Source organism: Acinetobacter sp. YH12144 (genome assembly GCF_013418345.1).
Taxonomy (GTDB): Bacteria; Pseudomonadota; Gammaproteobacteria; order Pseudomonadales; family Moraxellaceae; genus Acinetobacter; species Acinetobacter amyesii.
Window position 1 is genome coordinate 60,209 of sequence record NZ_VPCD01000019.1, and the last position, 18,220, is coordinate 78,428.

The 18,220-nt window shown below is 38.8% G+C and carries 16 protein-coding genes and 2 pseudogenes; 14 read left to right on the forward strand and 4 right to left on the reverse strand.

All coding sequences use genetic code 11. The features are described 5' to 3' along the window. Nucleotides 1-16 precede the first annotated feature (16 nt). Together rdgB and FTU79_RS12855 are read left to right on the forward strand one after the other, a co-directional pair. On the forward strand, nt 17-640 hold the full coding sequence (gene rdgB / locus FTU79_RS12850) for an RdgB/HAM1 family non-canonical purine NTP pyrophosphatase (protein ID WP_180026016.1): 624 nt from the start codon (nt 17-19) through the stop codon (nt 638-640). A gap of 65 nt (nt 641-705) precedes the next feature. Continuing rightward, on the forward strand, nt 706-999 hold the full coding sequence (locus tag FTU79_RS12855) for a hypothetical protein (protein ID WP_180026017.1): 294 nt from the start codon (nt 706-708) through the stop codon (nt 997-999). A gap of 36 nt (nt 1,000-1,035) precedes the next feature. On the opposite strand, the gene FTU79_RS12860 is transcribed toward FTU79_RS12855, so the two are convergent. Further along, nucleotides 1,036-1,917 carry a permease gene (locus FTU79_RS12860; protein WP_180050502.1) on the reverse strand — a complete coding sequence of 294 codons (882 nt, stop codon included), beginning with the start codon at nt 1,915-1,917 and terminating at the stop codon, nt 1,036-1,038. A 141-nt stretch (nt 1,918-2,058) separates the two neighbouring features. On the opposite strand from FTU79_RS12860, the gene tatA reads away from it, so the two are divergent. The 4 genes from tatA (at nt 2,059) to FTU79_RS12880 (ending at nt 5,973) form a co-directional block, all read left to right on the forward strand. Then, nucleotides 2,059-2,280, forward strand: coding sequence for a Sec-independent protein translocase subunit TatA (gene tatA / locus FTU79_RS12865; RefSeq protein WP_078189673.1), 222 nt, complete (start codon nt 2,059-2,061; stop codon nt 2,278-2,280). Nucleotides 2,281-2,292: 12 nt separating this feature from the next. After that, nucleotides 2,293-2,769 carry a Sec-independent protein translocase protein TatB gene (gene tatB, locus FTU79_RS16690; RefSeq protein WP_180026019.1) on the forward strand — a complete coding sequence of 159 codons (477 nt, stop codon included), beginning with the start codon at nt 2,293-2,295 and terminating at the stop codon, nt 2,767-2,769. Beyond that, nucleotides 2,766-3,536 carry a twin-arginine translocase subunit TatC gene (gene tatC / locus FTU79_RS12875; RefSeq protein ID WP_180026020.1) on the forward strand — a complete coding sequence of 257 codons (771 nt, stop codon included), beginning with the start codon at nt 2,766-2,768 and terminating at the stop codon, nt 3,534-3,536. The genes tatB and tatC overlap by 4 nt, the downstream gene beginning before the upstream one ends. 220 nt (nt 3,537-3,756) lie before the next feature. Next, on the forward strand, nt 3,757-5,973 hold the full coding sequence (locus FTU79_RS12880) for a PhoX family phosphatase (RefSeq protein ID WP_180050505.1): 2,217 nt from the start codon (nt 3,757-3,759) through the stop codon (nt 5,971-5,973). Between the two features lie 40 nt (nt 5,974-6,013). Here the strand turns inward: FTU79_RS12880 and FTU79_RS12885 are convergent, their stop codons facing one another. After that, the gene (locus FTU79_RS12885) at nt 6,014-6,793 is read right to left on the reverse strand and encodes an NRDE family protein (protein WP_180050508.1); all 780 of its coding nucleotides are present in this window, start codon (nt 6,791-6,793) and stop codon (nt 6,014-6,016) included. A gap of 93 nt (nt 6,794-6,886) precedes the next feature. Here FTU79_RS12885 and lgt point away from each other — a divergent pair, with 93 nt between their 5' ends. The 3 genes and pseudogenes from lgt (at nt 6,887) to FTU79_RS12900 (ending at nt 8,618) form a co-directional block, all read left to right on the forward strand. Further along, nucleotides 6,887-7,699 (forward strand): prolipoprotein diacylglyceryl transferase, encoded by an 813-nt coding sequence (gene lgt / locus FTU79_RS12890; protein WP_180007176.1) that lies wholly within the window; start codon nt 6,887-6,889, stop codon nt 7,697-7,699. Nucleotides 7,700-7,855: 156 nt separating this feature from the next. Beyond that, nucleotides 7,856-8,249: pseudogene (locus FTU79_RS12895) on the forward strand (hypothetical protein). Then, nucleotides 8,250-8,618 carry a hypothetical protein gene (locus FTU79_RS12900; protein WP_180010198.1) on the forward strand — a complete coding sequence of 123 codons (369 nt, stop codon included), beginning with the start codon at nt 8,250-8,252 and terminating at the stop codon, nt 8,616-8,618. 21 nt (nt 8,619-8,639) lie between these two features. Here FTU79_RS12900 and FTU79_RS12905 read toward each other — a convergent pair whose 3' ends face one another. Then, nucleotides 8,640-9,152, reverse strand: a complete 513-nt coding sequence (locus FTU79_RS12905) for a peptidoglycan amidohydrolase family protein (RefSeq protein WP_168377881.1) — start codon at nt 9,150-9,152, stop codon at nt 8,640-8,642. A gap of 561 nt (nt 9,153-9,713) precedes the next feature. Between FTU79_RS12905 and thyA the strand changes: the two are divergent. From thyA to FTU79_RS12930, 5 genes and pseudogenes are all read left to right on the forward strand, one after another. Then, a pseudogene (thyA, locus tag FTU79_RS12910) lies at nt 9,714-10,316 on the forward strand (thymidylate synthase); the annotation flags it as partial. 372 nt (nt 10,317-10,688) lie between these two features. Next, nucleotides 10,689-11,924, forward strand: coding sequence for a tyrosine-type recombinase/integrase (locus FTU79_RS12915; RefSeq protein ID WP_180050511.1), 1,236 nt, complete (start codon nt 10,689-10,691; stop codon nt 11,922-11,924). Further along, entirely contained in the window at nt 11,921-14,299 is a 2,379-nt protein-coding gene (locus FTU79_RS12920; RefSeq protein WP_257219787.1) for a site-specific integrase, read from the forward strand. The genes FTU79_RS12915 and FTU79_RS12920 overlap by 4 nt, the downstream gene beginning before the upstream one ends. Then, nucleotides 14,299-16,410: a site-specific integrase gene (locus FTU79_RS12925; protein ID WP_180050514.1), complete on the forward strand. Its 2,112-nt coding sequence runs from the start codon at nt 14,299-14,301 to the stop codon at nt 16,408-16,410. The genes FTU79_RS12920 and FTU79_RS12925 overlap by 1 nt, the downstream gene beginning before the upstream one ends. Then, nucleotides 16,407-16,919, forward strand: a complete 513-nt coding sequence (locus tag FTU79_RS12930; RefSeq protein WP_180050518.1) for a hypothetical protein — start codon at nt 16,407-16,409, stop codon at nt 16,917-16,919. The genes FTU79_RS12925 and FTU79_RS12930 overlap by 4 nt, the downstream gene beginning before the upstream one ends. Nucleotides 16,920-17,000: 81 nt before the next feature. Here the strand turns inward: FTU79_RS12930 and FTU79_RS12935 are convergent, their stop codons facing one another. After that, nucleotides 17,001-17,852: a thymidylate synthase gene (locus FTU79_RS12935; protein ID WP_005103124.1), complete on the reverse strand. Its 852-nt coding sequence runs from the start codon at nt 17,850-17,852 to the stop codon at nt 17,001-17,003. Between the last annotated feature and the right edge of the window lie 368 nt (nt 17,853-18,220).

The following is an 18,220-nucleotide window of genomic DNA, read 5'->3' on the forward strand; positions in this document are numbered from 1 at the left end:
TATGGTGAATATTCACATGGCTTCAACTGATTGGTTATCTCAAGGCACTTTGGTGCTTGCAAGTAATAACAAAGGCAAAATTGCAGAATTTGAAAAAATGTTTGCCGAGCTTAATCTTCCTGTTGAAGTGATTCCACAAGGTCAGTTGAACATTGAAGATGCCATCGAAGACGGTCTAAGCTTTGTTGAAAATGCCATTATCAAAGCGCGTCACGCATCGAAAATTTCAGGCAAGCCAGCCATTGCAGATGATTCTGGCATTTGCGTTCCTGTACTCGGTGGCGCACCAGGGATTTACTCTGCGCGCTATGCAGGTGAACATGGCAATGATGCCGCTAACAATGCCAAGTTGCTTGCTGACCTCAAACCACTCCGTAAAGAGAGTGAAGCCATCGAAGGGATGTTTGTATGTGTCTTGGCTTTGGTCCAACATGCAGAAGACCCACTCCCACAAATTTTCCAAGGGATTTGGCGCGGTGAAGTGATGGAAGCAGCACGCGGTGAAAATGGCTTTGGCTATGACCCACTGTTTTGGCTGCCTGAACTAAACGTTTCTAGTGCTGAATTATCAAAAGAAGAAAAAAATAAAATCAGCCATCGTGGTCAGGCGATGAAATTATTTAAAGCAAGTTTGAAATAATTTGCATTGGAGTTAATCTTAATGCCAAAGATTAACTCCAATCCCTGAATAAAAATAGAATAATTATGGCACTTCAACCGATACAGATCATATGTAACACTTGCCATCACACTTCAACTGAAATCCCGACACGCTCTTTTCTTGGTTTTCAAAAATTAAGCTGCCCTCATTGCCAGGCGCAACTGACCTACCCGCTCACCTCAGGCTTTCGTACCACTTACGCTATTTTTGCAGTGTTGATCATACTGTCGATCATGCTTAATCTGTCGCAAGGTCAGGTTGGATTTCCAGGGCTGATAGGTATCGCGATGATATATGCCCTCGTGCGTGATTGGCAGATTCGCAAACAGCTCAAGTAGTCACCCTTTGCTGGCATCTATAATTCACTTTTCATTTTAAAGCGAAAAAAGATGCAAAATTAACCCATAAAAACTGACGACGATACAGCTCATAATCGTGCCTGAAGCAATATAACGTGCCGAAGTGCCTGTTCCTTGATAATGCGTTTCTAAAGCCACAATATTCGCTGCAGGGGGTAAGCAGAACAGCATGAACATCACCCCAATATATTTCTCGATCTGGGGAATCGGAAGAAAGGCATAACTCAAACTACAGATCACCGCGCCAACGGTGAGTTTCATCGCATAAATACGACTACTGTTAATCAGATCACGCCACTGTATCTTAGTTTGGCACAGCCACATGCCTAAGACGCACATCCCTGTGAAACTCATTCCTATTTTTGCAGCTTGATAGAGCCAATCTAAGATCTGATGTTCTTCTAAATGCTGCAGTCCAACTATTCGACAGACACCTGCAATCATCAAGGCAAATACAGGGGGTGACATCGCCACTTTTTGAATCACGCTCGACCATGGGAGTTGGGCTGAACTGACGGCTGTCACGGCCCACATATTGCCAAAGATAGAGCCACCGACATACAAAGCCACCATCGCTGCACTTATTTCAGGGCCGAACAGTGCTAAGGCAAAAGGAAAACCCAGCCAAGCCAAGTTCAAATAACTGACACACAAGGCACGTAAACTATCTTTTAACAGCCAGCGAAATAAATAAAACATCAGCACGGCAACACTAAAGCTAAAAAGCATGAGTGCTAAACTGCCTGCTTGATAGAACACCATGTTGTAGATGATCACGGCTGGAATAAAACAGCGTGCAAGTAAGCTAGAGAAAATCGATTTGAGCGATGATGTTCCTGATAATGATGCCAATCCGAGACCACTTAAAAAACCCAATATCGGAAGAAGAAACGCCACTACACCACCCTCACTGCTCAATCTATGCATAGTAACACTGAACATAAGCTTCGCGGCTGTCTTTAAACTGCAACATCTTGGTCACTTCACTGTCATCTACAACTGCTGAAATGTTGTGCAGACCAACAAGAGGATAACAAGATGGCTGGACTATCGATTTGGCATGTACTGATTTTTGCAATTGTGGTGATTTTACTCTTTGGTACCTCTAAGCTAAAAAACTTGGGCAAAGATGTCGGCGGCGCGGTCAAAGATTTCAAAAAGTCGATGCGTGATGAAGACGCAGCAAATACACAGCTTAATGAGCCTCGCACGCTAGAGCATGAAGCTCAAAATAAAACCAATTCCTCAGTTCAAAGCTAAGGAGTTGTCATAATGCTTAATATTGGTATTAGCGAATTACTGGTGTTCAGCATTATTGCGCTGATCGTACTCGGCCCGGAAAAACTGCCTGAAGGTATCCGCTTTGCAGGCAAATGGTACGGGAAAGTTAAACGACTGATCAGTAACGTGCAAACAGATATTGACCGTGAACTTCGCATGTCCGAACTTCGTGAAGAAATGCAAAAAGAAATGCAACGTATTCAACAGCTCGAAGCGCATATGCAGGCGCAGATGAATGAATTGCAACAAACGCAACATCCCATAGAACAGACTGCGCAAAAACAACAAGAAGCAGTCCTACCTGACAATAAAAATTTATCCCCACGTTATCAATACATCGAACGTGGTCAGAGCACGATCTTTGCCATGGTTACACCCCAAATGAAAATAAAGCACGAAATTAAAACAGATCAATCTGCTGCATTAAGCTCGACCGAAGCATTAGCAGAATATCAGGTGGCCGTATGACAGATCTTTCACTGAATAATTCACAGAACACTGTGCCTGATTTGGAAGAAATGCCGATCACCAAACATTTGGTGATTTTGCGTCGGCATTTGATCAAAATTACAGGGCTCATTTTGATTCTGTTCTTTTGTTTATTGCCCTTTGCCAATCAAAGCTATCAATTGATGTCAGAGCCTCTGCGTGCGCAGTTGCCGATGACCTCATCCATGATCGCAACGGATGTGACCGCCACCTTTATGGCGCCGTTCAAGTTGAATTTCTTTGTCGCGCTTATGCTCGCGATGCCTTTCGTGATTTATCAACTTTGGGCCTTCATCAAACCTGCACTGTATGAAAAAGAGCGGCATTTGGCGATGCCCTTATTATTCGGCAGTATCGTCCTCTTCTATGTCGGAATTGCCTTTGCCTATTGGGTTGCTCTGCCCTCCATCCTACATTTTTTTATGAGTGTTTCCCCTGAAACAGTCGCCCCGATGACGGATATCAATAGTTATTTAAGTTTCTGCTTAAAGCTTTTTTTGGTGTTTGGGCTGACCTTTGAAATTCCCATCATCACGCTAATTTTGATTTTGATCGGGGTGGTGTCTACTCAAACCTTGGTGGAGAAGCGTCGTTTTATTATCGTCGGCTGTTTTTTTGTCGCCATGTTTGCCACGCCACCCGATGCGCTTTCGATGATCATGCTGGCCATTCCCATGTGGATGCTCTTTGAGCTGGGTTTGTTCTTTGGCAAGCTGATTGAAAAACGACGTACATCTGTAACTTAAACAAACTGATGTTTCGACAATTTTGGTGAGTTTTACACCTAAGAGGCTGAGATAGCCTCTTTTTTTATGCGCCCATTTAATGTTTTGCAATTTTCATGCAGCGAAATCTAAACGCCTATTTCATCAGTTTGCAACATTAGCTTCAAAGCATTGTCATATTTTATCTATAGTTTTATGTGATCAACTTTTACCCAGCACACCTTTGCCAGGATTTAAATTCATGACAAACATGCCATATAACGAAGATCAAGAACTTGATAACAACACTTCGGATAACCTTCATTTTCGTGACATTTTAGAACAGCGCATCAGCCGTCGTAGCTTGATTACCAAGACTGCGAGTGGTGCCGTCGCACTTGCATTGGCATCTTCATTAACGGGGTGTAATGATGACAATGACTCAGGTTCAAATAGCAATACCAAACCACCTGTCACTGATCCAAATCAAAAACCGACCAAGTTCAATTTCACACCGGTGAAAAAAAATTTAGACGATATTGTGACTGTTCCTGAAGGCTATCAAGCGCATGTGCTATATGCGATGGGTGACTCGATTAACCCTGCATACCCAGCGTGGGATGATAACAATGTTCCTTCTGGCCCGAGCTTCCAATTCCGCTCTGGTGACTGCCATGACGGTATGAGCTTCTTTGGTTTAAATACCACCTCTGGACGTTATGATGCCAAGCAGTCTGACCAAGGTTTGTTGGTGATGAACCATGAATACATCAATCCAACCTTCTTACACCCACAAGGCCCAACCAAAGTGGATGGTCGTCGCCCTGAAGATGAAGTCATCCGTGAAGTCAATGCACACGGTGTTTCTGTGATTCAAATTGAAAAAGACAGCAAGACTCAAGCCGTTAAACTGGTACAAAATTCTCCATTTAACCGTCGTATTACCGCATCGACCGTAATGGACTTTAAAGGCCCTGTAGCAGGCTCAAGCTTAGTTTGCACGAAATTTTCAACCAATAGCCAGCAAACCCGTGGTACACACAACAACTGCGGTAATGGCTATACCCCTTGGGGCACTTACCTGACAACAGAAGAAAACTTCATTGGTTACTTCGCTCGTGCAAAAGACGATGATGCCAAACGTAGTCCTGCTGAAATTGTGGCACTCAACCGTTATGGCCTAAAAGCGGGTGCAAACTCACGCTATGGTTGGGAAACGGCGATTGGAAGTAATGAGTCACAAGATTTATATGACCGTTGGTCAGCGAATGTTACCGGTACTCAGGCAGCAGAAGATTATCGTAATGGTCCAAACACCTTTGGTTGGATTGTCGAAATCGACCCATTTGACCGTCGTGAAAACCCCGTAAAACGTACAGCACTGGGTCGCTTTGCACATGAAGACTGCCGTGCAAGTCGCTTACGTGAAGATGACAACCTTGCATTTTACATGGGTGATGACTCACGCGGTGAATACATCTATAAATTTGTATCCGACCAAAAATGGAGTAAAAAAGATGTCAACGGTGGCTATGCTGCAGGTGACAAATACATGAACAACGGTAAGTTATACGTTGCCAAATTTAACAATGACGGCAAAGGTCAATGGATTGAATTGAGCTATAACGTCAATGGTTTAAACCAAAGTAACAGCGTTTATCCGTTTAGCTCACAAGCAGATGTGCTAACCTTCGCACGTCTTGCCGCAGATGCTGTCGGTGCTACCAAAATGGACCGTCCTGAATGGGTCGCTGTGCATCCAGACAATGGTGAAGTCTATGTGACCCTCACCAATAACTCGAACCGTGGTACGACGCATGCACTAGATGCTGCCAACCCACGTAACTACACCGACCCTGAAGGTGGTAAAGGCAACGTCAACGGTCATATTATCCGTTTCCGTGAAGATGGTGATACAACCACAGCACTCAGCTTTACTTGGGATATCTACCTGTTTGGTGCTGAAGCAAAAATGGCGAGCAACATTAATTTATCTGGTTTAAATGACAACAATGACTTGTCATCACCCGATGGGATGTGGTTCGACCCACGTGGTGTGTTATGGATTCAAACCGATGACGGTGCTTATACCGATACCACCAACTGTATGATGCTTGCTGCGCTTCCGGGTCAAGTCGGTGACGGTACGAAAGCCACGACCTCATCGGGTCAAGAAACCATTGTGGGGGCAAAACTGAATGACGAAAACTTACGTCGCTTCCTGACTGGACCAAAAGAGTGTGAAATCACAGGTGTGACGATGACACCTGACTACAAAGCGATTTTTATCAATGTGCAACATCCCGGTGAAGATTCAGCATCCTATTCTGAACCGACCAGCCACTGGCCTGCATCACAAACCAATGCAGCAGCGACTTCACGTCCACGTTCTGCAACCGTTGTCATCACCCGTAAAGATGGTGGTGTGATTGCTGGCGAAGCGGTAGAACAAGCTCAGCCAACACAAAAAACCGCATAAAACACCTTTAAAAAATAAGCCGACGAATCGTCGGCTTATTTTATACCTTTAAATGCACTTCTATCTGGGTGATCTGTCCTTGTTGCTCACCGTGTTGCTGTTTTTCTTGCCAATGCCACTGTGAATCCCGCATACACAATAAATTTGAACAGCGGGTGCCATACACCGGACTTTGAATAAAGGTTGAAGACAGCAAATGTTCCATTTCCGCCTGAATCCCAGTATTGGGTAACAATGCTGGAATGATTTTACGTTCATCTTCCAAAATATCCCACGCAGCGGCGTCTATGTCCGCCTGTGGTTGCTGGCTTTGTAGCATCGGTAAAAATTCTTGCGTGAAGCGTTTGCGTAAATGTCGGGTCTTTTCCCAATGTTCAGTCATTAAACCATTGGATGTGACATACACCCCTTTGGCTAAGACTTGTGGTGCTTCACCGCGATTACTCATATAAACGGCTTGAGTGGCATCGCCAACGAATAAATTAAAGCCGGCATAATTACATTGGATTTGTTCAAGTGCATGCGCAAAACGAATGGGCGTTTGCTCAGATTCTAAAAATTGCTGAATCAAAGCGCCACGTGAAGTGGGATATGTGGTCTGATCACGACCATCACGAAAATTGGTCACAATCGCCCAACGCCCTTGAGCGGTTATCCCCATCCATGTTCCACCAGACTGTAAGTCTTGCCCTGCAATAATCGGACTATCTACCCATTGCTTTAGACCTGCCGTCGGTCGATGATAAAACTCATCACGATTCGAAATCAGGCAGAGTGGCATGTCATCCAAGACCTGCCAAGCAAAAGCCACAATGCACATATTCAACTCTCAATATCTTTACACATTGAATGTACAACATTTTTCAGCACATTCAGCTAAAATCTGTGCAAAACATAATGACAAGGAACAGCGATGCTGACATATCCAAATATCGACCCTGTGGCGATATCACTGGGGCCACTACAAGTTCACTGGTATGGTCTGATGTATTTATTGGCCTTTTTATTTGCATGGGGCTTGGCAAGCTACCGTGCAAAACAACGTGACGGCTGGAACGCAGAAATGGTCTCTGACCTGATTTTCTACGGTGCATTGGGTGTCGTGATTGGTGGACGCTTTGGCTACGTCTTCTTTTATGGTTTCGATCAATTCCTTGCCAACCCACTGTGGCTATTCCAAGTTTGGACAGGTGGCATGAGCTTCCATGGCGGTTTCCTTGGGGTCATGATTGCCATGTTACTGTGGTGCAAGAAATATAAAATGACCTGGTTCCAGACCCTCGACTTTATTGCACCCTGCGTTCCGACAGGCTTGATGTTTGGTCGTATTGGTAACTTTATTGGTGGCGAACTGTATGGTCGTGCAGTGACCGATCCTAATTTTGCTTTCGGCATGATCTTCCCGACCGATCCACTTCAGTTGGTGCGCCATCCGTCGCAACTCTATCAAGCCCTCTGTGAAGGTTTAATTCTGTTTATCGTGCTGTGGTGGTTTAGTTCAAAACCTCGTCCACGTTATGCCGTTTCAGCCTTGTTCCTCATCGGATATGGAATCGCACGCTTCACCGTTGAATTCTTCCGTGAGCCGGACAATGGTCAACTGTTCATCGGATGGATGAGTAAAGGTCAGTTCCTGACAGTTCCGATGATTCTGATTGGACTATGGATGATGTGGTATGCCTACCAGAAAAAAATCTATGACTGGGGTCCACAAAAAAATCATTAATATTTTATAATTGTCTTTAAGCAAGCGAGGTCTAAGCCTCGCTTTTTTATGCGCTGAAATTTATCCCTTCATACGTATTTACTGCACATGAAGTGACTGAATTAGACAACTGATCTGTGCTAAAGTTTATTCAGCTTATTTTTAAACTATCGATCCATGCTTGAATTTTGGTTTAACCCCAGCGTTTCTGTACTTAAAAAAATCTTGTTTTTTATTGCGATGGTCGTACTGACCAGTGTTCTGTATTGGATGGAACCCCTAACACTTCAAGCCATTCTAATGTTCATGGGTACAGGCGTCATTTTCCTGATTTGTCGTTATTGCAAGATTCATTTTGCAGCAAAAAACCCAACAGGTTTGCTCTATCGTTTATTGACCTGGATACCGATTGCACTGCTGTTAGCATTGGTTTTTATCAACATGAATAAGGGTGAAATTTTGATTCCGGGTGCTCAAGGCATTGGCTTTATGGCTTTGGCGATCTGCCTGCTCTCCCCCGATTTCTCTACTGAATAAAAACGAGAAAACTTCGCCCGAAGGTAAAGTTTAAATGCTGACGTTTTGGTACTCTGAGCGCTGTAACCGACAAATCAAGCTCTTCATTTGTATCAGTACCTGTGTGCTTATTTTTCTATGCGCTGAACAAAAACAACTTGATCCCCGCTTTGCGGGCATAAGTTTAGCCATTGGTTTGATGATTGATCTGCTTTATAAGCTCAGACAAGACAAACTAAAAACACTGTCTCCGTCATTAAAATGGGGTTTGGCTAGTTTGCCAATTTTATGTTTAGTGTGCTTAATTTATTTTCTACCCAATGAGCAACGCTGGATTTTAGCGCTGCAATGTATGGGCTTTGCGGCAATTGGATTATTTATCGTCTCGATCTACAGTCAGCGTGCAAAAAGGTTTGAAGACTAACCTTTTTGCAGCCATGGGCTGTTAATCCGCTAAGCGGTAATAGCTGTATTTCACATTTGGAGTTCGATAGACCGCATAACCCGCTTGACGATAATCAGACACCCAATCCTTACCTGAATATGCTGCGATATGACCATAACGGCTACTTTGATTGCGGTCGATAATATAAATATCGCCTTTCTTTGGTCGATCAAACGCTAAATTAATTTTTTGATAACCAATTTTTTGTAATGTGCTGCCCCAATCTGCTGCGGCAACGGGGTGACCGTTAAAACGTGCCCCTGCGGACTCAAGTGCTAAACGAACACTGCGGGCACATTTCTGAGTACTTCTTTGGCGGGTAATGCCTTGTAAAAATCCAGTCAAACGATCGATATCGATACGCTGACCATTGCGGGATACCACATTTTTAGTCGCTGCTTTTTGAGTGGTATTGGACTTGCCCGTATTTTTACTCGCCTGAGAACGAATTATGATATTTGCCTGAACTGGAGCATGCACTTCACTCAAGTTTACATTGTGATCATAAGCCATTCTTTAACCCACACTCCCGCCTGTATTTAGGCATTCAAAAATTTTAACGAGGGTGATAGTACCGCGTAAATTATGTTTTTTCATGTAAAAAATGTAAGATTTCTTAAACAAATCTTCACATTTAAATACGATCGTCTATTTTTAATTCAATTGGATTTATTTTTGATATCAAACTCTTAATCAAAAATAGCAGCCCAAAACCACCTCTTTAAAATGAGAAAAATCACGTGTATTTTTTTAATCAAACTTATCTGTATTTTTTTCAACGCTGCGAATGTAACATCGCTCAATATATAAACAATAGAGCTTAAGTTTTCTAATTTCATTCTTGATTTAACAGACATATTGTCTCGTTAACACTTGATGTAATTGTTATAAATAGGCGTCTTCAGCCCAGACAACTCAGCGCTTGTTGCCTGCAAAATTTGGTCATCACCCAATAAACACCGTATGTTTTGGATTTTTTAAACCTGACTATATTCAAGCGCCCATCACAGTTCCTTCCACACGCAAAACAAGCTAATATGTGCCACAAGAAATTTAGCAAATTATGAGAGAGACATGCGCCAGTATTTAGACCTTTTACAACACATTCTCGACAACGGCGGCGACAAGGGCGACCGTACGGGTACGGGAACACGTTCTGTATTTGGTCATCAAATGCGCTTCGATCTTTCTCAAGGTTTCCCTTTACTCACCACCAAGAAAGTTCATTTCCGCTCTATCGTGATTGAACTGTTGTGGTTCCTTAAAGGCGATACCAATGTTCAATATTTGCAAGACAACAAAGTCTCGATTTGGGATGAATGGTCTACAGCAGAACAAACTGCGCGTTTTGGTCGTCCTGCTGGCGAATTAGGTCCTGTTTACGGTCATCAATGGCGTAATTTCGGTGCAACCAAAAAAGCCGATGGCCTATATGAACAAGATGGTTTTGACCAAATTAAATGGTTGGTCAATGAAATCAAAACCAATCCTAACTCTCGTCGTCTAATCGTGTCGGGTTGGAACCCAAATGAGGCAGGTAATGTTGCATTGCCACCATGCCATACCTTGTTCCAATTTTTTGTCCAAAACGGAAAATTATCCTGCCAATTATATCAACGCAGTGCTGACGTTTTTTTTTTATACCCCCATATTAATAATGCACAGTATGCTGAACTAGTTGCTTAAAATAAGATTCATACAAGAATTACCAAATCCCAAATAAAACTAAAATAAAATGCCAGTATCCCTTCAATAACTTTTAACCTTTCAATTTTATATCCCTAAATAGTCAGAGATTATTGCTATAGTTCCATAAATATTTATTAATTATTTACATCAAAAAATTTATTAAAAAATTAAAAAAATGTCTTTTAAAATTCAAATTAATTTCAATAAGTTATTAATTATAAATATAATTATTTTAAAATCATTTAAATAAAAATACCTTGATAAGAAAAAAAAACAGCATTAAGTTAGATTTATTATCCATAAAAGTTCAATAAAAATTTGAATTTAACTTCTTATTTTCAAATGGAGGAATGACTATTTATGACCGTCCAAATTTGCATAGAAACCAAACTAGACCTGTCTAAATCACCTCTCAATAAGAAGGATAAATTAGATTTTTTAGCGAAAGAGGTACACGTGAATGGGGTGGGTGTCTTTGATGATAATGGTCGATTTTTACCTATTATTTCTCAATATCTATCTTACCAATCAAAGCATGAAAAACTTGCGACCGAGTCCATACCCACTTACGGCAAAAATCTAACTTACTTTTTGAACTATATGCGAACCCGTCCTGAATTTGATGATGATGTAAGTGATGAGGCATTTCTTACAGTACCAACATACGTAATAGAAGAATACATAACATTTTTAGAGGGGAATCAAAATTTAAAATCAACTACCGTCAGGAATCGTGATGCATGTTTATTTTTTTTCATGAAATATCTAACCACTCCAGGAGAGGATCAAACACAAATACGTAAAAATAACCCTTATAGCGACGGATATTTATCAAAAACACCAAAAAATAATCCTATGCCACCCTGTAATCCAGATGATCTTATTGTATTACTTGAATCAACAGGTTCTGAACGTGAAAGAGTTGTACTCCAATTTTTATATGATTCAGGTCTACGTCGTTCCGAACTTCCACGAGTTACTGTTGAACATATTAAAAATGCTATTTATTTTAATAGTACACAATTTATTTCATACACCTCAGACAAACCAATTTGTCCAAGTTATGTTCCATTGGAAGTTTTAGGTAGCAAAGGACGCAGAAATGAAATTAACCCTCGTTGGACTTTAATAAGCTCTGCAACAATCCAGCGTATCCTGAAATATCACGCTTCCCCACTCTATAAAAAATATGCAAGGAAGTATGCTACTCAAGCTGTAACTCCAGCTTTCCTCACTGCTCAGGGTACTGCTTATACAGCATCGAGCATCAGTAAATTGTTAGAACGTTTAAGTAAGCGCGCTATTAAGAAAGGTCGGCTTAAAAAACAAATCTCTCCGCATAAACTAAGACATGGTAGTGCTTATGCCCTATTACAATCAGAAGATTTAGGAATGGATTATCTTGACCGACTTGTAATTTTGCAAAAAAATTTGGGACATAGCCAACTAAATACTACTGAAATGTACACAAAAATCCCCCATGAAATTTACAGCACAATGTGTAACGAAGAAGGTGAGTTAGTCACAAAAGCTGAAAAAATGAAACGTATATATGAAACCACACAGTTAAAAATCAATATTACAGACAGAAAATGAAAACTAATGAACAAAAAAAAATCGGAGATGTTGAATCTACTATCGCAGAATGGGTATCAAGTGTTATCCAAAATGTAGATGCTTTGTGGCAAATACCAATTAGTCAGGCTAACACGCCTTCAAAAATAAATGTCGATGTTAACTATCTTGTATGTACTTTAGGCATTTCAAAAAACTCTGCATCTAAATACAGCAAGCTTACATATTCCATTATTAATAAAATGATTGAAGAAGAAATTTTGCTAATACCCGATGGTAGTTATGCATTAGCTGAAATAAACGCCAGGAGAAAACTCCTTAATTGGTATCGAGGGCTATCTCTAGAAAATAAAAAGCAACTGCCTATTTTTGGTAATAAGATTTCACTTGGGAAAATGCCTAAAGAGCAATGTCCTATAACTAAATATCATTTAAAGTTTAGCACTGTTAAGGCTGCTTGGAATTACATTCATCAAGACCTTAAAGAAAAAGGGATAGTAGATGCTAATTATAAGACTGTTGCCGAACGAAATCATGAAAGGCAAATTTTTCAGGGTACATCTAAGGAAACCTTTAAAGGTCATTTCAATAGATTAGCTACTCTTAAACTTACTAATATTATTGACTTTCACAAACCTTCTGAAGCAGAACCATATATTCAAATAGAGCAACTATTTGCCTCACAATCTAAAACAGTGTCTTCTGAATCAGCAAAAGAAAACTATCAAGGTGCATGCAAGGAATTTATCAAATTTCTTTCAAATCTTTATGGAAATACACCTTTAATAATTGTAGAGACTTTCGATGAACATCTTCTATCTAAATTTAGAAAATACCTAGAAGATAAAATAATAAACGCAGATATTTCCAGCTCTCATGCACAGACTCTTTTAAGTGCTGTACGGAAATCATTAAAAAGGCTCACTCAAATACAAGATATAGAATATAATTTTTTCAATGCAGTTGGCTTCGATGTATATAGACAAACAGATGTAAAGAAACCATTTAATCAAAATGAACGCCTGCAAATATTAGAAGCAATCGACAAAGGTATTACTGAGTCTAGATCGATCCTAAAACCCTATAGAATTACTGGTATTGGTAAGAATCCTCTCGATCAATATGGATATCGAATTAAAGGATTATCAACTCTTAATAATGCTCGTTGGATATTTGAAAACCTACTTAATTGTGAACCTATTTTTTACAACACAGCCAAAACACGAATTCAAAAATCTTTTCTTAAAATTATTCAGGATTCAGGAAAAAAACTAGACAATATATATAGAGAGTGGGGAGTCATATCTATGATTGGAATAGATGTCCTATTACCCTACTTATTAAAATTAGCCCAAGTCACAGGTATAAATACTGAGTCTTTACTCGCTCTTGATATAGATGACTTTACACTTAAGCATCCAGCTACAGGTAGACCTTGTCTTAGATATTGGAAAGAAAGATCAGACGGAAAAAAAGACTATCATCTTGATTTAATTAAAGCCAAAATCACTTGGCTAACTCCAAGTCAAAAAGAGTCTGTAAAAAATATTTTTGATGAGGTGATTAGACTGACAAGTAACATTCGGGAAAATATTACAAGTGACACAGTCAAAAATAGGTTATTTATCTATCAATCAAATAGCAAAAAATCACACCAAAGAGTAGCTCCTTTCTTAGGACTTAATGGAAGAAATTACAAAGCTTTAGGAATCAGCATTACTCGATTTGTTAATAAATATCAGTTAAAAGGTGATCAAGACCGCCCACTAATTCTAACAATAAGTAGATTTAGACCAACTTTAGTCAGCGAATTGATTAAAGCTGATGTAAGTATGAGAGAAATTCAAGTAGTATTAGGACACTCATCTATACAAACCACTCTGAGTTATATTGACTCTTTAGACTTTAATAATATAAGTCGAGCACAGCTAGATAAAAAACTGACAGAAATACATTGCTCAACTTTGGAAGCTAAACCCCAAGAGAATCCCAAAAAGATAGAAGTTAAAAATAAGGATGAACCAGCAGTAACTTTTATAACACCTTTAGCGGCGTGCAGAAATATTTTTGATCCACCTGAATTTGTAAAAAAATTGGCCTCTTATATCCAAGGAACTCCGTGTTCACAATATAATAAATGCTTACGTTGTGACAATGTTGTGCTTGCAGTTCATCACCTTCCTCAAATTTTTGCAATGCAGCGTGATTACAAAGCTCGTTTAGAAAACACCCAAATTATTGACACTCCCTACGGGCATATTCTTCGAGAAAATCTAGAACTCATGAATCAGATTACAGCCCCCAACTTATCTAATTTTTCCCCATTGGAGCTTGAAAACGCAAGAATTGCATCTGAATACATTGAGAACACTGTATTGATAGATGGAGTAATTTAATGAATATAGAAACTCAGCTAAATATACTGAAAAATTTTGCAGAACATCATCACAACCTGATAAATAGTCCAAGTGTAGGAAACAATCTAGAACAATGCCTACAAAAAAAATATATCGAATCTAATATATACATAAATCAGTTTATGGAAAGATCCATTTCGAAAATATCTAAATTTTCCGATTCTACTTGGGATTTTAATTCTGATTACCCAAATGCCGCACGAAATGTCCAAGGGGCAAAATTACGCATAAACTTTTCAAAATATAATGATATTCCTAGATTTATTTTAACCGAAATAAAAGTCATATTTGAGCTCGCTTTACTCAACAACACTATATTTTGGCCCCAATATAATAAGAAAACATCAGGGAAAAAAAAATATGCAAAAGGTGTCCTAAAAGCCAACACATTAATTCCCATTTTTGAAAATGGTTTAACATTTATTAATGAAATATTTAAACAATTAAATTTAGAGTTTGGTTTTGAATATGTTCAAACAAAGTTTAAAACCCTAACAGCCCTCTCTCCAGCATATTACCATAAAGCGGCTAAAAACTATGAACGCATAAAAAACACTGAATTAGATAGATTTTTTGAATATTTACGAAACCCTAGCTCTATCAAATATGTATTTAATAAACCCATTGCCTATGTCGACTTAAATAATTTATGTTGGAAAAACCCTCCTAATACTCATAAAATTCAAAAAAAACAGGTGCTCCCAGATAATATATTTGAATATTTATCTAAGATGGCATCTTTCATCGTAGTCGACTTTTTAAATGCTATCGGGGATAAGTCAAAAATATCAGATATCAACTCTTTAGAACGTTTTGAAGCCAGTAAATATTCATCTTGGGCAAATAATGAGAGAGTTAATCATGAAATTCTTAACGCCTATATTGCAATGCGATTAAGGACCAAAGGGTACTCTTCAAGTTGTGTATTAGGATTAATTAAACCCTCTGACTGGATGATAAATAAAAATGGTTTGGCAGGTGGACTTACTCTACGAAAAGCCTTAAAGAGTCGCAAATACGAATTAAATAAACTTCGTGAATATTTCAATCTAGTGGCATATTCATGTCTATACTTGGTTGGTCAATATACAGGTATGAGACCATCTGAATTAGCAGAAATAAAAGTAAAAGATTGTTCATGCTTAGTACAAGATGATGGTGTTTGGTTAATTGAAAGTACTATTAAAAAACATCAACAAGAGATTAATACTGGTTTATTTGATGATCGTTGGGTAGCTATTCCAATCGTTAGAGACACTATATTAGCAGCATCTTATATCGCAAAAATCAAATCATCCCCATATCTCGTTTCTAATATGAATACTGTTCATCCTACTGGCTCAGAAAAATCTATGAGTAGTAATGGGATTAGTTATCAAATCAACGCGTTGATTAGCCAACTTTTGGGGGAATACATTGCTAATCAGATTAGTTTTAACTCCTATATGCTACGACATACTCTAACCTACCAACTATTTAGAGCCGAAGTTGGCCTACCTTTAATTTCATTTCAGCTAAAACACTTCGTGGCAGAAATTGGTAAATTTGTCTCCAAAGGTGCTACTACGTCAGTTACGTTAGGCTATGGTGAAATTGGTGAAATACTTTCAAAGGATGGTAATAGAAACAGCAAAAATTCATTGAGACATGCAGCTGAATTAGAAGCTATAAAAAATGTTTTCAATCACAATGGAACATTTTATGGAGGTAAAGCAAATGAACATAAAAAAAATTTGATCACTCTGTTTCAAGGATATATGGTAAATGGTTATACCGAAGAAGAAGTATATGAAGCACTAGCTGACCAAGGTGCTGCCGTTACTAATATTGGAAATGGTTTATGTTATGGAAATAAACAGGACGATACCGATCCAGCTTTACCATGTATTGGCTCCCTACGCTGTAACCCTATTCGATGCAAACACGCTATTGTTACTCTAAAACATGCTCCTAAATGGCGTGAAATCTATATTGTGAATAAAGCAAATCTCAATAAACCAGGATATGAGCATCTTCGTGAACAAATGTTAGCTACTATGAATGAAGCAGTAATGGTTTTAGAAAATCTTGGCGAAAAGGTTGAACTATGAAGAATCAAGCTTACGACCTTAAAAACACAGAGAATTATGAAGCAAATACCTTGAAAATTAACAATGCACTACTTCAAATTGAGCACAATCCAAAACTAAAAGCAACTATTGCACAATTATGTAAACTTACAGGAATTCATCGGAATACTATTAGAAACCGATTCGAACCTATCGAGAAACTTAAAGAAATTAAAGAGGCACGAATAAAGAAAGCAAAACAGAAAAAAGAAAAACTGGCTTTAAATAGTGCTGAGAATGAAATGTCACCAGAGAAGTTGTTAATACAAGCAAGAGCTGAACTTATCTACTGGTTTAATGAATATCAGAATATGAAAAATCAATGTTATCATTTCGAGCTTCAGTATAAAGAAATGAAACAATCCAAAGATTATTATAAAAAATTATACAAAACCGATCAAAATTTACTCTTAGAGGCTGAAAAAGAAATTAAGAAATTAAAAGAATTATTAAAATTTGAGGGTATTTATATCAGTCCTCTAAAACATTAATATGAAAATAAGATTTTCTGTTGAGATAAAGTTTTTAAACTTTTGCCCAACAGAAATATTTTTATCTTCAAATAAACTTATTTAGACTGAAAACGGATAAGCAATAGGTTCATGATATTGATAACCTTCAACTTCAAAGTCATCTAATGTCACCCATGTTTCAATATCTTCAAGCGTTTTAATTTCAGGGTTGATATGGAGTTTTGGCGCAGGATAAGGTTCACGTTTAAGCTGAACATCACGCATGAGTTCTAACTGATCCTCATAAATATGCGCATTCACAATCTTGTGATAAGCCTTTCCAGCCTTATGTCCTGTAATTTGAGCCATCAGAGCTAACAGAGTAAAAACCTGAATTTGGTTAAAATTTTGGCCCAAAGGTACATCACACGAACGTTGTGATGATGTTAAGTAAAGTGTATCCCCTACCAAAGAGAAGGTATGAGTATGCATACAAGGTCGTAGGCAACCCATATCAAACTCCCCTGGGTTATAGAAAGTCAGAATTTCACCACGATCATCAATACCTTTTCGTAAGTCATCATAGATCTTACGAAGCTGGTCAAACTCTTTACCTTCAGAGTTACGCCAATGGCGCCCTTGGACTCCGTATACTCGCCCCATATCATCTTCACCTTTACGATAAGGGTTAGCTAACCAAGCTCCATTTTCGTTAGCATTTGCATTCCAAGTATTACAGCCAATGGCTCGGAACTGAGCAGCATTGTCATATCCACGCAAGTAGCCTAATAGCTCAGCAATAGCTGCCTTCCAGTAACTTTTTCGGGTCGTAACTAAGGGGAATTCATTCGCCCCTACGTGGTACTCTAAATCAGCATTAATAACGGTTAAACAACGCTTTCCAGTTCGCTCATTTTCAACCCATACGCCTTCATCAACTATGCGTTGACACAAATCTAGATATTGCTTCATTTAACTACCTTAGCTCTATAGACAAAAATCGATCTGATAACTATTAGGTTAACTACCCTTCTCAGATAGACATAGCTCAATTTCTACTCTGAGATTACTTGCCGACCTAAACTAACTTTCAAATCCAAGTCATCCAAAATATTTACACTGTATTATAGAGTTTCGAGACTCAATTGCACAAATGAGTAGATTGAGCTGTTGTGCTAAATAACTAATACCGACAATACATAAACCTAAAAAATTCTCTGTACACGACAAATTTCACAGAACCCTTATCCTATCAGGATTCTGCTTTCTTAAAATTGCCAAAATTTCCTTAAACTCTTCTTTTTTCCCAAAACCAATTAAACGCTGAATCGCCATTTGAA

Excerpts from the sequence above, each read along its gene's own strand:
- FTU79_RS12905 (WP_168377881.1), bottom strand. The coding sequence starts at position 9,152 with ATGGCTTATGATCACAATGTAAACTTGAGTGAAGTGCATGCTCCAGTT.
- FTU79_RS12885 (WP_180050508.1), bottom strand. The coding sequence starts at position 6,793 with ATGTGCATTGTGGCTTTTGCTTGGCAGGTCTTGGATGACATGCCACTC.
- tatC (WP_180026020.1), top strand. The coding sequence starts at position 2,766 with ATGACAGATCTTTCACTGAATAATTCACAGAACACTGTGCCTGATTTG.
- FTU79_RS12915 (WP_180050511.1), top strand. The coding sequence starts at position 10,689 with ATGACCGTCCAAATTTGCATAGAAACCAAACTAGACCTGTCTAAATCA.
- FTU79_RS12880 (WP_180050505.1), top strand. The coding sequence starts at position 3,757 with ATGACAAACATGCCATATAACGAAGATCAAGAACTTGATAACAACACT.
- FTU79_RS12925 (WP_180050514.1), top strand. The coding sequence starts at position 14,299 with ATGAATATAGAAACTCAGCTAAATATACTGAAAAATTTTGCAGAACAT.
- tatB (WP_180026019.1), top strand. The coding sequence starts at position 2,293 with ATGCTTAATATTGGTATTAGCGAATTACTGGTGTTCAGCATTATTGCG.
- FTU79_RS12900 (WP_180010198.1), top strand. The coding sequence starts at position 8,250 with ATGCTGACGTTTTGGTACTCTGAGCGCTGTAACCGACAAATCAAGCTC.
- FTU79_RS12920 (WP_257219787.1), top strand. The coding sequence starts at position 11,921 with ATGAAAACTAATGAACAAAAAAAAATCGGAGATGTTGAATCTACTATC.
- rdgB (WP_180026016.1), top strand. The coding sequence starts at position 17 with ATGGCTTCAACTGATTGGTTATCTCAAGGCACTTTGGTGCTTGCAAGT.
- lgt (WP_180007176.1), top strand. The coding sequence starts at position 6,887 with ATGCTGACATATCCAAATATCGACCCTGTGGCGATATCACTGGGGCCA.
- tatA (WP_078189673.1), top strand. The coding sequence starts at position 2,059 with ATGGCTGGACTATCGATTTGGCATGTACTGATTTTTGCAATTGTGGTG.
- FTU79_RS12935 (WP_005103124.1), bottom strand. The coding sequence starts at position 17,852 with ATGAAGCAATATCTAGATTTGTGTCAACGCATAGTTGATGAAGGCGTA.
- FTU79_RS12855 (WP_180026017.1), top strand. The coding sequence starts at position 706 with ATGGCACTTCAACCGATACAGATCATATGTAACACTTGCCATCACACT.
- FTU79_RS12930 (WP_180050518.1), top strand. The coding sequence starts at position 16,407 with ATGAAGAATCAAGCTTACGACCTTAAAAACACAGAGAATTATGAAGCA.